This window comes from Streptomyces sp. NPDC002817, from assembly GCF_053592055.1.
Genome location: NZ_JBSFUY010000028.1, coordinates 56,734 through 72,757, shown reverse-complemented (window position 1 = coordinate 72,757; position 16,024 = coordinate 56,734). Strand labels below are relative to the sequence as shown.

Annotated in this window: 14 protein-coding genes; 7 read left to right on the top strand and 7 right to left on the bottom strand. The window is 70.2% G+C overall.

All coding sequences use genetic code 11. The features are described 5' to 3' along the window. Positions 1 to 138: 138 nt before the first annotated feature. Positions 139 to 2,340, bottom strand: coding sequence for a sensor histidine kinase (locus ACWD3I_RS36945; protein ID WP_365396763.1), 2,202 nt, complete (start codon positions 2,338 to 2,340; stop codon positions 139 to 141). An 865-nt stretch (positions 2,341 to 3,205) separates the two neighbouring features. Here ACWD3I_RS36945 and ACWD3I_RS36940 point away from each other — a divergent pair. From ACWD3I_RS36940 to ACWD3I_RS36925, 4 genes are all read left to right on the top strand, one after another. Beyond that, positions 3,206 to 3,976, top strand: a complete 771-nt coding sequence (locus ACWD3I_RS36940; RefSeq protein ID WP_365396766.1) for a carbonic anhydrase — start codon at positions 3,206 to 3,208, stop codon at positions 3,974 to 3,976. A 117-nt stretch (positions 3,977 to 4,093) separates the two neighbouring features. Next, positions 4,094 to 5,452: a hypothetical protein gene (locus ACWD3I_RS36935; protein ID WP_365396769.1), complete on the top strand. Its 1,359-nt coding sequence runs from the start codon at positions 4,094 to 4,096 to the stop codon at positions 5,450 to 5,452. Further along, entirely contained in the window at positions 5,449 to 6,204 is a 756-nt protein-coding gene (locus ACWD3I_RS36930) for a hypothetical protein (RefSeq protein ID WP_365396772.1), read from the top strand. The genes ACWD3I_RS36935 and ACWD3I_RS36930 overlap by 4 nt, the downstream gene beginning before the upstream one ends. A gap of 90 nt (positions 6,205 to 6,294) precedes the next feature. Next, the gene (locus ACWD3I_RS36925) at positions 6,295 to 8,457 is read left to right on the top strand and encodes a PI-PLC domain-containing protein (protein WP_365396775.1); all 2,163 of its coding nucleotides are present in this window, start codon (positions 6,295 to 6,297) and stop codon (positions 8,455 to 8,457) included. Positions 8,458 to 8,562: 105 nt separating this feature from the next. Here ACWD3I_RS36925 and ACWD3I_RS36920 read toward each other — a convergent pair whose 3' ends face one another. Beyond that, a complete protein-coding gene (locus ACWD3I_RS36920; RefSeq protein ID WP_365396778.1) occupies positions 8,563 to 9,330 on the bottom strand; it encodes an aminoglycoside adenylyltransferase family protein in 768 nt (255 codons plus the stop codon). A 115-nt stretch (positions 9,331 to 9,445) separates the two neighbouring features. Here ACWD3I_RS36920 and ACWD3I_RS36915 point away from each other — a divergent pair, with 115 nt between their 5' ends. Beyond that, positions 9,446 to 10,288: an alpha/beta fold hydrolase gene (locus ACWD3I_RS36915; RefSeq protein WP_365396780.1), complete on the top strand. Its 843-nt coding sequence runs from the start codon at positions 9,446 to 9,448 to the stop codon at positions 10,286 to 10,288. Here ACWD3I_RS36915 and ACWD3I_RS36910 read toward each other — a convergent pair. Both ACWD3I_RS36910 and ACWD3I_RS36905 read right to left on the bottom strand, forming a co-directional pair. Next, positions 10,285 to 10,779, bottom strand: a complete 495-nt coding sequence (locus ACWD3I_RS36910) for a PaaI family thioesterase (RefSeq protein ID WP_365396783.1) — start codon at positions 10,777 to 10,779, stop codon at positions 10,285 to 10,287. The genes ACWD3I_RS36915 and ACWD3I_RS36910 overlap by 4 nt on opposite strands. Before the next feature lie 59 nt (positions 10,780 to 10,838). Further along, entirely contained in the window at positions 10,839 to 11,588 is a 750-nt protein-coding gene (locus tag ACWD3I_RS36905) for a TioE family transcriptional regulator (protein ID WP_365396786.1), read from the bottom strand. 58 nt (positions 11,589 to 11,646) lie between these two features. On the opposite strand from ACWD3I_RS36905, the gene ACWD3I_RS36900 reads away from it, so the two are divergent. After that, positions 11,647 to 12,855: an erythromycin esterase family protein gene (locus tag ACWD3I_RS36900; protein WP_365396789.1), complete on the top strand. Its 1,209-nt coding sequence runs from the start codon at positions 11,647 to 11,649 to the stop codon at positions 12,853 to 12,855. A 39-nt stretch (positions 12,856 to 12,894) separates the two neighbouring features. Here the strand turns inward: ACWD3I_RS36900 and ACWD3I_RS36895 are convergent, their stop codons facing one another. The 3 genes from ACWD3I_RS36895 to ACWD3I_RS36885 all read right to left on the bottom strand — a co-directional run bounded on the left by ACWD3I_RS36895 (position 12,895) and on the right by ACWD3I_RS36885 (position 15,004). Continuing rightward, positions 12,895 to 13,803, bottom strand: a complete 909-nt coding sequence (locus ACWD3I_RS36895; protein ID WP_365396792.1) for a GlxA family transcriptional regulator — start codon at positions 13,801 to 13,803, stop codon at positions 12,895 to 12,897. A 10-nt stretch (positions 13,804 to 13,813) separates the two neighbouring features. Continuing rightward, the gene (locus ACWD3I_RS36890) at positions 13,814 to 14,416 is read right to left on the bottom strand and encodes an isochorismatase family protein (protein ID WP_365396795.1); all 603 of its coding nucleotides are present in this window, start codon (positions 14,414 to 14,416) and stop codon (positions 13,814 to 13,816) included. 72 nt (positions 14,417 to 14,488) lie between these two features. Further along, on the bottom strand, positions 14,489 to 15,004 hold the full coding sequence (locus ACWD3I_RS36885) for a GIY-YIG nuclease family protein (RefSeq protein WP_365396798.1): 516 nt from the start codon (positions 15,002 to 15,004) through the stop codon (positions 14,489 to 14,491). A gap of 190 nt (positions 15,005 to 15,194) precedes the next feature. On the opposite strand from ACWD3I_RS36885, the gene ACWD3I_RS36880 reads away from it, so the two are divergent. Beyond that, a complete protein-coding gene (locus ACWD3I_RS36880) occupies positions 15,195 to 15,806 on the top strand; it encodes a dihydrofolate reductase family protein (RefSeq protein ID WP_365396801.1) in 612 nt (203 codons plus the stop codon). The last annotated feature ends 218 nt before the right edge of the window (positions 15,807 to 16,024 follow it).

Below are 16,024 nucleotides of genomic sequence, written 5' to 3'. Positions count from 1 at the left end.
TGTCAAACGGGGTGTGGTGCAGCGTCAAGAGGTTTCGAACAATGTCCGACAGGTCGAACAGTGCTGTTGTGGGTCCACCGGCCGGAGTGCGGCGCCCTGTTGGGCAGGCGGCGTCGCACTCCGGGACCTGTTGACCGCCTACCGAGGAGCGTCCTCGTGCTCGTCGTGTCCCAACTGGCGGCGACGTTCCTCGCGGTAGAGGTAGCGGCTCATCGCGTCCGTCCCCGACTGGTCCCGAACCGCGTGGGCCCCCTGACCGCCCTGGGAGAACGACTCCACGATGCTCCCGTCGGGACCCGCGAAGCGCGGTGCGTCCTCCAGGGGATAGGGGGAGCCGGCGGTCGGGTCGACGGGAACCTCGTGCGGCGCCGCGTAGGTGATCGTGTGCGGCAGCATGATCAGCGACGTCGTGCCCGACTGCTGTCGGGACGGCCGCAACTGCACGCGGATGCCGTGCCGGTCGGCGAGCCGGCCGACCACGAACAGACCCATCTGCCGCGAGATGTTGGCGTCGACGGTCGGCGGATGGGCGAGCTTGTGATTGATGGCGGCGAAGTCCTCGGCCTTCAGGCCGATGCCGCTGTCATGGATCTCCACCATGACCCGCCCGTCGGGAAGCCGGCCCGCGGTGACATACACCTTCATCTGCGGTGAGGAGAACGCGGTGGCGTTCTCCAGGAGTTCGGCCAGCAGATGCACGAGGTCGCTCACGGCACGGCCGTGGATCTCGGCCTCCGGGACGCCCGAGAGCTCGATCCGCTCGTACTGCTCCACCTCCGAGGCGGCGGCCCGCAACACGTCGATCAGCGCGAGCTGTGGCATCCCGTGGTGGTTGGACTCCTCGCCGGCAAGGACCAGGAGGTTCTCGCCGTTGCGGCGCATACGGGTGGCCAGATGGTCCAGGCGGAAGAGGTTGTCCAGCTGGTCCGGGTCGGCCTCGTTGTTCTCCAGATCGGTGATCAGGGCCAGTTGACCCTCGACGAGCGACTGGCTGCGGCGCGACAGGTTGGTGAAGATCGCGTTGATGTTGCCCCGCAGCACCGCCTGCTCGGCGGCCAGCCGCACCGCCTCACGGTGCACCTGGTCGAAGGCCCGGGCGACCTCGCCGATCTCGTCGGTCGAGGTGATGGGGATCGGCGCCACCCGGGTGTCGACCCGGCCGGGAGTGGAGCGGTTGAGCTGGGAGAGCAGGGCCGGCAGCTGCTGCTCGGCGATCTGGAACGCCGAACCGCGCAGGACACTCATCCGGCGGCTCATCGAGCGGGCCACCCCGGCGGCGATCAGGAACGCGGCGAGCACGGCGCCGAGGACCACGGCCGACAGGACGATGGCGTCCCGGCGCGCACTGTCGGCGATGTCCTTCGCGTTGGCGAGCGCGGTGTCGCTGAGATAGACCTCGACCTGGCGGTACGCGTCGAAGGAGAGCGTGGAGGCGGCGAAGAAGGAGTCGGTGGTGATGCCCTGCTCCGCGAGATCCCCGGCCGACTTCCCCGACGCGATCTCACTGATCATCGTCGTCATGGCCGGCGGGACGACGTAGTCCTCTCCGGCCGCCTTGGCACGCGCCGCGGCCTGGGTGACCTGCTGCTCGCCCTTGGTCTTCGCGGCTGCCAGCGCCTTCTTCAGCCGTGCCGTGTCCTGGCTCGTGGCGGCGCCGTCGAACTCCACCAGCGCGACCTGCTGGAGATAGGCGTAGGAGCGGAACGAGGCGAGCTGGGTGGCGAGTTCACCTTCCTTGAGCTTGCTGCGGTCCTCGGCCAGGATGTGCGTGCCGATGGCGCGGGTCAGGGACTCGGCCGCCTGCGTGAGCGAGATGGCGTACAGGGCCCGGCCGAAGCTGGCCTGGTTGCTGCTGCCGAAGCCGAGCTCGTTGGAGAGTTCCATCAGCGGGTGCTGGATCAGGTGGTACTTCTCCTCGGTCTGCACCCCGGGCAGCGCGGACGTGAACGCCGCGGCTCGGATGCCTGCGAGTTGCTTGCCGCCGCTCTGGACGACCTCGACCCTTCTCAGCAGACGCTCGGTCCGGGGCATCCGCTCCACCGTCTTGTCGAAGGCGGCCCTGTCCTGATCGGTGATCTTGCGTGCCTTGGCGACGACACTCGAGTCGGTGTCGCCCCGCAGCAACGGGACGACCGACAGATCACGCTCGTTGATCGCGTCGCTGGCGTACTTGTTCGCCGCCTGCACCAACTCCGCGACCCGGACCGCGTCGTCGGCGCTCTGCCAGGTGTCCACGGCCCGCGTCACCCTGAATCCGCCGAGCACGAGCGTGACCACGACCGGGATCAGAAGGATGGCCCGCAGTCGCCGTGCCACCCGCCAGTTGTGGGTGAAGGACATGCCCCTTCTGCGCCCGGTCGCTTTCGGCTGCTCAGGCTGTTGAGGCGGTGGAGTCGGCTGAGCCGTGGGGGCTCCCGCAGCTGCCTTGCGGGGCGCTGCTCGCCTTGCGTTCCTCACTCGACTACCGACCTCTCGACGACGGGTGGCCCGCGACCGTGCCCGGCCGAACGTGTCGGGCCGTTCCTGGCTGCATGCGTGTGCGGGACCCGATCACGGCTCCTTTGAACCGTTACGGATATGAAGCGCTCCGTGTTCAGACCTGACAGCGTCGGTCCCCGGTGATCGGTCGGGAGGCCTCGTCCATGCAGTCAGCGGCGCGTCCGCGTTGTTGGTGACCCGGACCGGTGCGGCTCCCCACCACCGCCGTACCGTCTTGGTCTCGCCCGGCGACAGCGGAAGCCACTCGGGGTCCGCGCCCAGGACGGTCTCCACGCGCGCCTCACCGTACGAGGAACCGTCGTTGCGCACGCTCAGCTGCGTCGAGCCCCAGACCAGGCCGGGAAGACGGTGCTGTCGTCACGGTTCGGCAGCCGCACCGGCGTCGGAGTCCGCCGTGGTGGTGTGGCCCGCGGCCGGTCCCGGTCGACCCGGCTCGCGGACACCGCGTCGGCCGTCAGTCCGATGGAGTCCTGGCTCTGTCGGGCAGATCGCCCGAGGAACACGGCCGGATGCGGCAGCTCACGCGTCCTGTCGGGCCCGCTTCGGATCTTGGACGAACTCTTCCCCTGCGCTTCATCAGCGTTGGATCTGCCCTTGCCGACCCCCGGCGAGAGTGGCAGCACGTCACAGCAGTCTCATGCGCCTCGGTACAACGCCCACGCATCAAGGGCGCACCGTGCGCGCAGGCCGGAGGGGAACAGAAACCATGGGCATCACCGGATATCCGCAGCGCAGGACCATCGTCACCGGCGGACTGGCGGCCACCGCCGCCCTGTTGACCGGTTGCTCGTCGTCCAGCGGTGCCGAGCCGACCGTACAGGTCGGAGCCGCAGGGGCGGCATCCACGCCGTCACCGTCCGTCGGCGCACGGCCGGACTCGCCCTCGGGCGCCTTCACCCGGCTGATGCAGGGGAACCGGCGCTGGGTGAAGGGCACGCTGCTCCACCCCGACCAGGACCCCCGCCGCCGCGAGGCCGTCGCCGAGGAGCAGAAGCCGTACGCCGTCGTCCTGTCCTGCATCGACTCCCGGGTGCCGCCGGAGCTCGTCTTCGACACCGGCATAGGCGACCTGTTCGTCATACGCACCGGCGGTCAGGTGGTCGCACCGGTCGTCACCGGCTCCGTCGAGTACGGACCCCTCACGGCGGGAACCCCGCTGATCGTCGTCCTGGGACACCAGCGCTGCGGAGCCATCAAGGCGGCGTACAAGGCGATGCACGACCGAACGACGCTGCCCGGCAACCTTCAGGCGATCTCCGAGTCCCTGCGCACCGCGTACGAGGCGACCGTCGCGCAGAAGGCTGCCGACCCGGTCGACGCCATGATCCGTATCCACGCCAGGCAGACCGCCGCCGCGCTGCGCACCAACACCTCACTGTCGCCGCTCGCCGAGGAGGGCGATCTTGCCGTGGTCAGCGCCTACTACTCGCTGGACACCGGCAGGGTGGACGTCCTGAACGGCGCGCCCACCGCCTGACCGGACGGACAGCGGCGCGACGTCCTCGGCGTGCAGGACGTCGCGCCGTCGCAGAGCGACGGACCCGCCCGCGAAGGCGACGAACGACCGGCAGCGCGCTCCGATTATGTTGAGGGCATGACGGACCTTCACCATCCGCGCCTGTCCGGGCTGGGCCGGAACCCGGCAGCCTCCGAGGACATACTGGTGCGGCTCGCGGCTCACGGGGCCGGCCGGCACGGGATGTCGAGGAGGCGGGGGCCGGTGGCGGACGCGGTGGTCGAGGCGCTGTTGGAGCATGACGACGGCGACGTCATGTCCACCCTCCGCGCGGAGCGGATCTCCCCGGCCATGCGCCGCAGGATAGCCACGCACCCGAACCCCGCGATCCGCGACGCCCGCGCGGACTTCGTCCGCCAGCTCGTGGAGTTCGGGACGGTTGTTCCCGGCGACGTGGCGGAGGTCTACGGTCAGTCCCTGGCGTCGCTGGCCGCGGCGCCAGATCCCGGACTGCGCGCCGCGCTCGCGGAAGCCTGGTACGACCGGCCGGCCTCGGTACAGGCGGCATTTCTCGCGGACCCGGATCCACGGGTGCGTGCGGCGGCCACGAGGCACAGGCAACCGGGCGTGCCGGCCGAGTGGTGGGACCGTTGTCTCGCCGACCCGGCCGTACGGAAGAACGTGGCGCGGTACGTCCCGCTCACCTGGGACCAGTTCACCGAGCTCATGCGAACCGGTGACAAGGGCATCCAGCGGGCGGTGGCCGGGAATCCGCACCTCTCCGCCGACATGGTGACTCAACTCCTGGACCTCGACGACCCGTTGGTGCGGGTCGCGGTGGCGCAGAGCCGCCATGTCGACGATGCCGCGCGCGACCGCTTGTACGCGCTCGTGGAAGCCCGGCGTGCGGACGGCGACATCGACGCAGTGGTGGCGATGGGCTGGGACCTGTCCGAACCGGACTGGATGCTTGACGCGCCCCTCGACGAGCGTTTGAGCTATCTGGACTGCCCGCACGCGATATTCCGGCGCGTACTCGCCCGCAGCCGTGACCTGCCCGAGGAGGCATGGCGTCGGCTGGACAACGACCCGGACGTGGCGGTCCGCCGCACCGCCGCCCGCCGACCGGACGCATCACCGGACGTCCTGGAACGACTGGTACGCGCCCACGGCGACGTGCACCACCATCGACCGCTGCTCGTCGAGCACCCCAACTTCCCCCGCCACACGCTGCGCACGTTCGTCGACGAACCGACCTCGAACGTGCGCTTCCTCGCCCTCGAGGATCCGGACCTATCGGTGCCGGCTCTCCGACAACTCGCCGCAGACCCGAACCCCTTCCTTCGTCGTGGAGTCGCCCGCCACCCCAACATCACGGACGCACTGCTGGACCGACTGCTCTCGGACCCCGACCCGAACGTGGCCGACGACGCCGCAGCCAACCCGAGACTGCGGCCCACCGTCATGGACCGCATCCTCACGGAGGCCGACCTGTGATCCCGGACGCCACGAGCCACCCCGCGACCGAGCCGGCGGTGCAGTCCTCCATGTTCCAAGCCACGACGGGGCCGCTGGTCTCGATGGCCCTGCTCTCCCTGGACCTCGACGAGGTGGCGCGGCGACTGAGCCTGACCATCGAGGAGTCATGGGACGCACACGGAGCCGTGCGCGCCGCGTTCTTCACCCTCGACGGAACGGACTTCGTGGTCACCCATCACGAGGGCGATCCGCCGGGAACGTACGTCTGGGTCAGAAAGTCCGGCCCCGTCGACCCGGCAGCGCGCACCGGCATTCTCCTGACGGCACTCGGCGTCGGCACGGAGGTGGTGTCCTGCTCCACCTGGGGCATCGGTACCGATCTCTCCCGGATCCCGCCCGCCTGGCGCCGGTTCGGACACCGACCGGTCGACTCGCACCAGAGGTTCTGGGAGAGCTTCAGGGATCGGACGGGGATGTACCTCGGCCGCACCACCTACGAGGGGGTGACGGCGTACCTCAACGGCTACGACCATGCCAGTGGCGGGGTGCTGCTGAACGGTCTTCGTGAATGGCTCGCGGACACGTACGGGGTGGGCGAGAACCTCGTCTGGTGGGCGCAGGTCGTCCTGATCGTCTTCCCCGATGGCCGGCCGGACTCGCCGTGGTCGAAGGACGAGCACACCCGTGCCGTCGAAGGCCTCGTCGCCCTGCTGGAGGAGTTCTTCCAGCACCTCCAGGCCCCCGCCGGCGTCCCACCGCGGACCAGCTGACCCGCGGACCCCGCAAGCGCGGCCGGCCGGGAGTATCCGTACCGTTTGCGGCTTACGTGCGGGACGATCACCATGAGGAGCAGGTGGCCCATGGATCCCGTGACCTCGCGCAGATGGCTGCGCTTCCTCGCCTTCGCCGCGGCAGTGCTCTGCACGCTGGTCGTCACAGTGGCGGCCACAGCCCGTGACACGGTCGTCTCCGCGGCGTTCTACCAGTCCGTCCTGGACGAGGAATCGGCGTACGACCGGCTCTACGACCAGGTCCTGGTCGACCCGAGGGCGGCCGCCGTGACCCGGAACCTCCTGGCCGGACTGCCGGTCCCGGAAGCCGTGCTCACGTCCAACGTCAAGCTGGTCCTTCCTCCGGAGACGGTCCGGGAGCTCACCCATGAGCAGATCGACGCCGTGGTCGGATACCTCGACGGCGACCGGGACAGCCTCGTCCTGACCGTCGATCTGCGCCCGGTGCTGACCAACATCAACGACTTGGCGCAGATCTACTTCGGGGACCTGGTCGCCTCTGTGCAGAACCGTCCCGAGCCGGACTTCGATGCCTTCTCGACCGACCTGTCCGCCGCGCTGAAGGACGTGGTGGCCGGACGCGTCCCCGGCACACTGCCCGCTCTGCCGCTCTCCGAGGAACAGGCGTCCAAGGCGGCCGACCGCATCCTGAGCACCCTGCCCGAGCGGGACCGGGCGGCGCTGCGCGACGACATCGAAGTGGCCCTCGCCGACGGGGACATCGCCACCGCACTGGCCGCCGTGGCACCGGTCGCGGTGTCGGAGCGCACCACCGACGCGACCGCTCGACTGCGGACGCTCGCCGGTGGCACCGGCTGGAATCTGGAGAAGGTGCTCGAGGCGTCCGGCAACGACCTGACGGCTCTCCACCGGGTGCGCGCCTATACGGCGGTCGGCCTCGGGATCGTGGAGGCCGTGGCCGCCGCCCTGCTGGTCGCGGCGCTGATGGTGCTGTGGCTGACCGCGTCCCCCGCGCCCGGACGCAGGCCGATGCTGCTGGGCTGGGCCCTGGCCGCCGGCGGTCTCCTCACCGCGCTCGTCGTCGTGCTCGTGCGGGTGGTGAGCGGCGGCCGGGTGATCAGCCCGCCGGGGAGCTGGCCGCCCAGCGTGGCCCGTCTGGTCGACGATCTCCAGCGAACGGCCTTCGACGACATGGTGGCCACGGCCCTCTACACCGCTCTGGTCCCTCTGATCGCCGGAGCGCTGCTCGCCGGATTCGGCTGGGCCCTCCAGGTACGGCCCTCCCTGCGGACCGCGTCACCGTACGTGCGCCCGGTGGCGGTCGGGACGTGCGCCGTGGCCCTGGCCGGCGTCGTGCTGGTGCCGCTCGTCGCGAGCCCCTCGGCGCCCCGCCGGTGCCAGGGCAGCGTGCGGCTGTGCGACCGGCCCTACGACGAGGTGGCGTACCTGACCTCGCACAACGCCATGTCGACCACCGTCGACCGGTTCATCGGACCGCTCCAGGACCCGGCCATCACCACACAGCTGGACGACGGGGTGCGCGGCCTGCAACTCGACACCTACCGCTGGGAGACGCCCGACGAGATCACCGCACGGCTGTCCGAGTCGGACTTCAGCACCGACCAGCGGACGCTGATCGCCGGGGCCGTCAACAAGGTCAACCCGCCCCGCGAGGGGCTGTGGCTGTGCCATGCCGTGTGTCGTGCGGGAGCGATCGAGCTGGTGCCGGAGCTGCGTGAGATCGGGGACTGGATGCGTGACCATCCGACCGACGTCGTGACGTTGATCGTCCAGGACGCGATCACCGGCGAGGACACCGCGAAGGCGTTCGCGCAAGCCGGACTGTCCGACCTGGTGTACACACCGGATCCGGATCCCGCGGAGCCCTGGCCGACGCTGGGAGACATGATCGACAGCGGCCGTCGGCTCGTCGTCTTCGCCGAGCGGGCGGACGGCCCGGAGGCCTGGTACCGCAACTTCTACCACTACGGCATGGAGACGCCGTTCGCGTTCCGCAGCCCCGACGAGATGAGCTGCGTGCCCCACCGGGGCGGCACCGGCAAACGACTGTTCCTCCTCAACCACTTCATCACCGCCAACGGCGGCAGCCGACTGGACGCGGGCAAGGTCAACGCCCGCCAGTACGTGCTCGACCGCGTCCAACTCTGCGAACGGGAGCGAGGCAGCCCCGTGAACTTCATCGCGATCGACTACACGACGATCGGCGACGCCCGCGCCGCCGTGGACGCGCTGAACGCCCGCCGGGACTGAGCCGCCGTGCAGCGCCTCGGTTCTGACGAACTGTTCGCCGCTGTCCCGATGCCGGCCCACCCAAGCCAGGGCCAACGGTCGGAGGCCGCCGCCTCACCGTGGTCGTCACCGTGCGAGCCCGCCTGGCAGCCGGTAGATCTCGGCGAGCACGCGGTCCACGTGCGGAGGCACCTGCGCCCGCAACACTTCACTCCAACGCTCTGCGGAGTAGGGGCAGTTGAGGTAGAGCCGCCGGGCGTGCTCGAGGGCGGCCCGATGCTCGGGCGGGAGCCGGGCGAGAGCCCAGTCGGCGGCGGCGTCCTTCGACTTGATCTGGCCGGTGGCGAGCGTGGTCCAGATGCGGGCGAAGGTCAGCAGGACGTTGCGGGTGTCGCTGTCCAGGTCGTCGAGCAGGCCGGGGATACCCGCCACGCTCGCCCGGACCAGGTCGGTCCGCGGGACCGGATCGAGGACGCGCGCCGGGCGCGGCCCGGTGAGAGGGCGGTCGCCGGTCAGCACCATGGTGATCAGCAGGGCCAGATCGGGCATCGGCTCCGGCTGGGGCACCTTCCCGGCCTCGTACTCCGCGCGCAGCCACTCGCCGTAGAGGAAGTCGATGGTCGGCGGGTACCGCCACGGCCGGACCTCGGACCGGACGACCACGGTGAGTTCGACCGGGCGGGCCTCGTCGCCGGAGCCGGAGATCCGCAGCAGTCCGTCGAGGAGCGCCCGTCGATCCCGCGCGTCCATGCGCCGCCGGGAGACGACCAGCACGTCCACGTCGCTGGCCGGCCTGAGCCCGCCGAGCACGGAGGAACCGTGGAGGTAGGCGCCGATGACATCGTCGCCCAGCACACCGCCGACCATCCCCACGATCTCCTGAACCTGAGTCACCGCGTCAGCGCCTCCCGCCACCCTGCGAATCGCACGGCAACATCCGTCGGACGCGGCGGCGGAATACATCTGACGCCTCCGCCCTTGACCGTGCTGTGGGAGAGGAGCAGCACTCGTGAGTGACTGGGAGTTGGCCGAGACGTTCCGCAGCACGTCGGGGGAGGTGCACTGGGGCAGCCTCGGTCCGTTCGGCCGGGACCCGGTCGTGCTGCTGCACGGCACGCCCTTCTCGTCGTACGTCTGGCGCTCCGTGGCCCGCGCGCTGGCCCGCGACCACCAGGTGTTCGTGTGGGACATGCCCGGCTACGGCGCATCGGAGAAATCCACCGGCCAGGACGTCTCCCTGGCCGCACAGGGCAGGGTCTTCGCCGAACTCCTCGCGCACTGGGGCCTCGACGAACCCCTCGTGGTCGCCCATGACTTCGGCGGTGCCGTCAGTCTGCGAGCGCATCTGCTGCACGGAGCCCGCTACCGTGCGCTGGCCCTGGTCGATCCGGTCGCACTGGCCCCATGGGGTTCGCCGTTCTTCCGGCTCGTCGGCGAACACTCGGCGGTCTTCGAACAACTGCCACCGGCACTGCACCGGGCCCTGGTACGCGAATACGTCAGCTCGGCCAGCAGCCCCGGCCTGCACCCGGCCGTCCTCGACCGACTGGTCCGGCCCTGGCTCGGCGACCCCGGCCAGGCGGCCTTCTACCGGCAGATCGCCCAGGCGACCCAGCAACACACCGACGAGATCCAGGACCGGTACGCCGACATCACCATCCCCACGCTGATCTGCTGGGGCGAGGACGACACCTGGATCCCTCCGGAGAAGGGGCGCGAGCTCGCCGCCCGCATCCCGGGTGCGCGTCTGGAACCGTTCGCCGGCGCGGGCCACCTGGTCCAGGAAGACACGCCTGCCGAACTCACGGCTGCTCTCGCGGCCTTCCTCCAACAGCACGGCGAAGCACGCTAGTCGGCGGTCATCGGGAAGAGCATGCAGCTGCTCGTGGCGTGGGCCAGCAGACGCTCCTCGCTGTCGATCAGTCTGGCCTCGGCGAGCGCGGTCTGCCGGCCTCGGCTGACGACCGTACCGATGGCCCGGACCCGGCCCGTGTCGACGGTGATCCGCTTGAGGAACTTCACGGTCAGGTCGAGCGAGGTGTACCCCATGCCGACCGGGAGCGTGGACTGCACGGCGCACCCTGCCGCCGAGTCGAGCAGGGTGGCGTAGACGCCACCGTGCACGCTGCCGATGGGGTTGTAGTGCTCCTCGCCGGGGGTGATCGAGAACTGGACCCTGCCCTCGTCCACCTCGTCGAGGGTGAAGTCGAGGGTCGCCGCGACGGGAGCCGCGGGCAGGCGGCCGGCCTGTACCTCACGCAGGAACTCCAGGCCTGAGGCGCGCCCCACGGCTGCGGCGGTGATCGCGGGGTCGTCCCACTCGTAGGTGCGTATGCGTCCCATGTTCCGGCGTCCTCCCAGCTGGCTTCGTCGATCGAAGCTAGCTGGGCCCTCCTGGACTGTCAAAGGCCGGAGAGAAGGGGACGCTGTCCGCGTTCGCGGAGGTACGCCTCCAGCTCCGCGGCCCCGGTCAGCATCGCCCGCCCGCGGGCGGACAGCCGGCCGTGCCAGTCGCGCAGGGTGGCCTCCAGCGGCTCCGGCCCGCCGGCCGCCCGGACCTGGGCGATCAGCGGGGCGATCTGCTCCAGCAGGTAGCCGCCGCGCCGGAGTTGGTGGGCGAGCCGGGCGTCCCGTACGTCCGTCTCGTCGTAGACGCGATACCCGGTCCGTGGATCGCGGCGCGGGCGTAGCAGCCCGGCGCGCTCCCATTTGCGCAGCGTCGCGGGGCGGATGCCGAGTTGGTCCGCCAGCACCCCGATGAACCCACCGTCGGACCGGGCCATTTCGTGGGGCTCGGGCGTGGGCTCGAGGTCGCGCAGGGCGCGCTCCACGGCCTGGAGGGTGCGCCGGTCGTCGAGAAGTTGGGCGTGGCTCTCGTCGATGAGGTGCATCGCCTCCTCGGTCGCGTCCTCGTTCACGGCCCGCATGATCGCTGTCGCCGTCTGGTGGCCGTGGCCGGGCACCAGGGCGAGGAACGCCTGCAGAGCCTGCGCGTGCAGCGGGGTGTAGGTGCGGTAGCCGTGCGGCGTGCGACCGGCGGGCGGCAGGATGCCCGCCTCCTCGTAGTTCCTGACCGCCTGGGTGGACAGACCGTGCCCGCGGGCCAGGTCGACCGGCCTGAGCCGCTCGTTGTTTTGAAGGTTTCTTCCCATGACCCTGCTGATATCGAGTGAAAGTTTCAACCGAAAGTTCAACGATAGCGTTGAAGGCATGGCTACTGACTTCAAGGACACCGTCCATGCCGTCGAGGCCGCGGCCGTCATGGGGCTGCTCCCGACCCGGCCGCGGGTGCTCGCCCTGGGGGAGCCCACCCACGGCGAGGACGTGCTGCTCGGCCTGCGCAACGACGTCTTCCGGCAGCTCGTCGAACAGGAGGGCTACCGGACGATCACGATCGAGAGTGACTGCCTGAGGGGCCTGGTCGTGGACGAGTACGTCACCACGGGCACGGGCACCCTCGACGAGGTCATGGAGCACGGGTTCAGCCACGGCTTCGGCGCCTCCGCGGCCAACCGCGAACTCGTGCGCTGGATGCGCGCCTACAACGACGGCCGGCCCGCGTCAGAGCGGCTGCGCTTCGCAGGCTTCGACGGCCCGCTGGAGATCACCGGAGCCGAGAGCCCCCGGCAGGCCCTCACCGCACTTCACGGCTATCTGTCGGCCCAGGAGGTCGACGCGGACCAGCTCCCGTGCACCGCGGAGACACTCGACCGCCTGCTCGGCGCCGACGACCGATGGACCGAACCCGCCGCGATGATGGACCCGGCCCGATCCGTGGGGCAGTCGGCCGAGGCCGGTCGACTGCGGCTGATCGCCGATGACCTGGTGGCACTGCTCGACGCGCACACCCCCCACCTGATCCGGGCGACCTCGCGAGACGACTGGGACCGGGCGCGCCTGTACGGGCGTACCGCCGGCGGCCTGCTGCGCTACCACTTCTGGATGGCCGACACCTCACCGAGCCGTATGACGCGGCTGCTGGGTCTGCGGGACTCGATGATGGCCGACAACCTGCTCGCTCTCGCCGCGCGCACCCCGGTGCTGGTCTTCGCCCACAACGCCCATCTCCAGCGGGAGAAGAGCTCGATGCGCATGTGGGACCACCCCCTGCTGGAGTGGTGGAGTGCCGGCGCGATCGTGAGCGCCCGCCTGGGTGAGGACTACGCCGTCCTGGCCACGGCCCTCGGCACGATCCGGCACCAGGGCGTGGACGCCCCGCCGCCGGACACCGTCGAAGGGCTCCTGTACGCGCTCCCGGAGGACCGCTGCGTCATCGACGCCGCCCGCCTGGCCACCACCCTCGCCGACACATGGCCCGCCCACCGGGTGTCCCCGTACTACGGCTACGCCTCGTTCGACCCGGCGCACCTGGCCGCGACCGACGGGCTCGTGTTCATCAAGGACGTCCCCCAGACCTAGCTCCTGCTTGCGCCGCCGGGGCTTCTGCGGGCATCGAGGTCAGTACGTACGCGCGCGAAGGCGGCGCAGCATGCGTGGGTCCGTGAAGCCGACCGTGCGGGCGGCCGCGTCGACGGTGGCGCCGTGGCTGATGAGGTGCTGGGCGCGTTCGAGGCGGAGGGTCTGCTGGTAGCGGAGGGGGGTGAGGCCGGTGGCACGGGTGAAGAGGCGGGTGAGGGTGCGTTCGCTGACGCCGACGGCCGTGGCCAGGGCGGGCAGGGGCAGTGGCTCGTCGAATCGGGTGTCGATGAGGTCCTGGGCGTGGTGCACGGTGTCGTCGAGATGGGAGCGGTGCCGGAACATCGCGCTGGACTGCGGCTCATGGCCGTTGCGGCGGGCGTAGACGACCATGTCCCGGGCGACCTGGGCGGCGACGGCGGGGCCGTGCCGGCCGGCGACCAGATGCAGGGCCAGGTCGATGCCGCTGGCGATGCCGGCCGAGGTGATCACGCGGTCGTCGGAGGTGAACAGGACGTCGCGGACGACGAGCGTGCCGGGGTGGCGTACGGCCAGCTCGCCCTGCACGTCGTGATGGGTGGTGCAGCGTCGGCCCTTGAGCAGCCCGGCCCGCCCGAGGGCCTCCGCCCCGGCGCAGACGCTGGCCACCGTCCCGCCCTTGGCGTGGTGGTCTCGCAGGACCTGGAGGGAGGCCTCGTCGATGGCGGGCGAGTCGGCCAGGGTGACGGCGCGCCAGCCGGGCACCACGATCAGGTCCTGGGGTCCGAGCTCGGGCCAGTCGAGGCCGGCCACCAGCGGCAGCCCCTGGGCGGTCGGGACCTGTGGTTGCTCGGCGACGTAGGTGAGGGTGTAGGGGTGCCCGAAATCGGCGGCCGTGGAGAAGACCTGCGCGGGGCCGGCCAGGTCCAGCAGGTGGACTCCGGGCACCAGGAAGAAGACGATGTGGCTCACGATTCGGTCATCATGCCGGAAGGTCGGTCGCGGCTTCCAGCTCGTCGACCGTGGCGATGGTGGCGAAGCGTCCGGCGAGGGCGTATTCGGTACGGCGGATGACCTCCTCGGCGGGCAGGGTGCGGGGGTCGGAGAGCAGCGCGGCGACGCTCTGGTCCTCGGGGGCGTCGCGGTGCGGGATGGGGTTGGTGGCGGTCGCGTCGACGACGAAGGTGACCTGGTACCCGAGGTCGCTCCCGACGCGGGCGGTGGTCTCCACGCACTGTTCCGTGCGGATGCCGCACACAGTGATCTCGCGGATGCCGCGCTCGGTCAGGAGTTGCTGCAGGTTGGTGGTGGTGAAGGCGTTGTGCGAGGTCTTGTGGACCAAGGGCTCGTCGTCCGCCGGTGGCTCGACCTCCTCCAGCAGCCGCACATGGCCCAGGGCCGGGTCGAAGACGTCGCCGGTGCCGGGCTCGGAGTGCAGCACCCACACCACCTGGTCCCCGGCCCGCCGGGCGAGCCGGACCAGGCGGTTCACCTTGTCGGCGATCTTCGGGTCGGAAATGGTCTCCCACAGCGGCCGGGCGCGGAAGGACTCCTGGACGTCGATGACGATCAGTGCTCGGGTCATGTGCCCATCCTGATCCGCGCGGGTGGGCCGACGACAGGCCGCATCGGGTCCGGCAGCGGACCGATCCGGTCATCAGTGACGCCTTCGGGACTCCGGTGGGGCAGGAGCGGTCGCGCTCTCGGCTTCTTCGATGTGCTCGGTGAGTTTCGCGATTCTCGTTCTCTTCGTGGTGATGGCGCGAGTCAGCAGACGCAGGTGGGGGGAGGACTCGGGCACGGTGGCCTCCAGCTCCGCCAGCCGCCGCTGCTCTACGGCCAGTTGGGTTCTCAGGCGTGAGGCGGGGTCGGCGGGTGGGGGAGGGACGGGCGCGTTGAAGACGACGTTGTACCGAGGGCGCTCGGCGCGGACGGCCTGGCGCTCGGCTGCCTCCGGGTCGTTGGGATAGTCGATCCGGATGGCGATGACGAGTGATCTCCAGGGCTGTTCGCGCAGGTGGGTGCGGATCCGGGTGAGCGGGCAGATCGTGATCCCGACGTAGAGCAGGCCTTCGGGGCCGTACAGCCGATACAGGGCGGTGCGACCCGCGGTGTGCAGGCTGCCTTCCTCGTCGAAGAGGCTGCGCAGGAACTGTGCGTCGACATCGGCCATGACGGGGCCCTACCTTCCCTCGTCCTGCCTCCACGGTGGCATGCGGGTCTGACAGCGCGACGCTCCCGAAGCCGGGCGCGCGGATCGGCGGACGTCGACTTCGATACATGCGCGCCGGATGTCGAATGCGCCGCTTCCCGATCGACGTGAGAGTGAAGGCACCACCCCAGGACCCGAGGAGCACCCCATCGTGACCGTCACCGCTGATCTGGCCATGTCCCTCGACGGCTACATCGCCGGCCCCGACGTCACTCTCGACAACCCGGGAGGGGACGGCGCCGAGCCGCTCTTCGAGTGGATTCACAACCTGGCGAGCTGGCGGGAGCGCCAGGGGATGAGCGGTGGGGAGGAGAACCGGGACTCCGAGCTGATGCGTGAGTGGTTCGATGCCACCGGGGCCGTGGTCATGGGGCGGATGATGTATGACACGGGCGAGGCGTTCTGGGGCGACAACCCGCCGTTCAGGACCCCGGTGTTCGTGCTGACCCACCGACCCCGGCCGACCCTGGTCAAGGAGGGCGGCACCACCTTCACGTTCGTCAGCGAAGGCATCCACAGTGCCCTCCAGCAGGCGAAGGCCGCTGCCGGGGAGAGGAACGTCGACATCGCGGGCGGCGCGAGCACGGTGCGGCAGTACCTCGATGCGGGACTCGTCGACGAGCTCCAGCTGCACGTGGTGCCGGCGCTTCTGGGAGACGGGCTGCGGCTCTTCGGCGGGCAGAAGGCGGCTCGGCGGCTCGAAGTGGCCCGGGTGGTCGACACCCCGCTCGCCACCCATCTGAAGTACCGCTTCGTGAAGTGACCCGCCACGGTCGAGTGCGGGCGTAGGCCCTCGATACATCGGATGAGTTGGCGGTGTATCGGGACAGCTCAGGCGCACCTTGAAGCTCATCTCCCCCTTCTGCTTCAGTGATGGCCGGATTCTGTCGCTGTGAAGGTTCTTGGCAGTTGCATGATGCATACCTGCGTTCTCCGATACACCCGATGTATCGATGATCCCTTCACACCCGGAGGATGACG

Coding starts and splice junctions, on each gene's coding strand:
- ACWD3I_RS36910 (WP_365396783.1), bottom strand. CDS start 10,779: ATGGGACGCATACGCACCTACGAGTGGGACGACCCCGCGATCACCGCC.
- ACWD3I_RS36905 (WP_365396786.1), bottom strand. CDS start 11,588: ATGGGAAGAAACCTTCAAAACAACGAGCGGCTCAGGCCGGTCGACCTG.
- ACWD3I_RS36925 (WP_365396775.1), top strand. CDS start 6,295: ATGGATCCCGTGACCTCGCGCAGATGGCTGCGCTTCCTCGCCTTCGCC.
- ACWD3I_RS36935 (WP_365396769.1), top strand. CDS start 4,094: ATGACGGACCTTCACCATCCGCGCCTGTCCGGGCTGGGCCGGAACCCG.
- ACWD3I_RS36890 (WP_365396795.1), bottom strand. CDS start 14,416: ATGACCCGAGCACTGATCGTCATCGACGTCCAGGAGTCCTTCCGCGCC.
- ACWD3I_RS36900 (WP_365396789.1), top strand. CDS start 11,647: ATGGCTACTGACTTCAAGGACACCGTCCATGCCGTCGAGGCCGCGGCC.
- ACWD3I_RS36945 (WP_365396763.1), bottom strand. CDS start 2,340: ATGTCCTTCACCCACAACTGGCGGGTGGCACGGCGACTGCGGGCCATC.
- ACWD3I_RS36885 (WP_365396798.1), bottom strand. CDS start 15,004: ATGGCCGATGTCGACGCACAGTTCCTGCGCAGCCTCTTCGACGAGGAA.
- ACWD3I_RS36940 (WP_365396766.1), top strand. CDS start 3,206: ATGGGCATCACCGGATATCCGCAGCGCAGGACCATCGTCACCGGCGGA.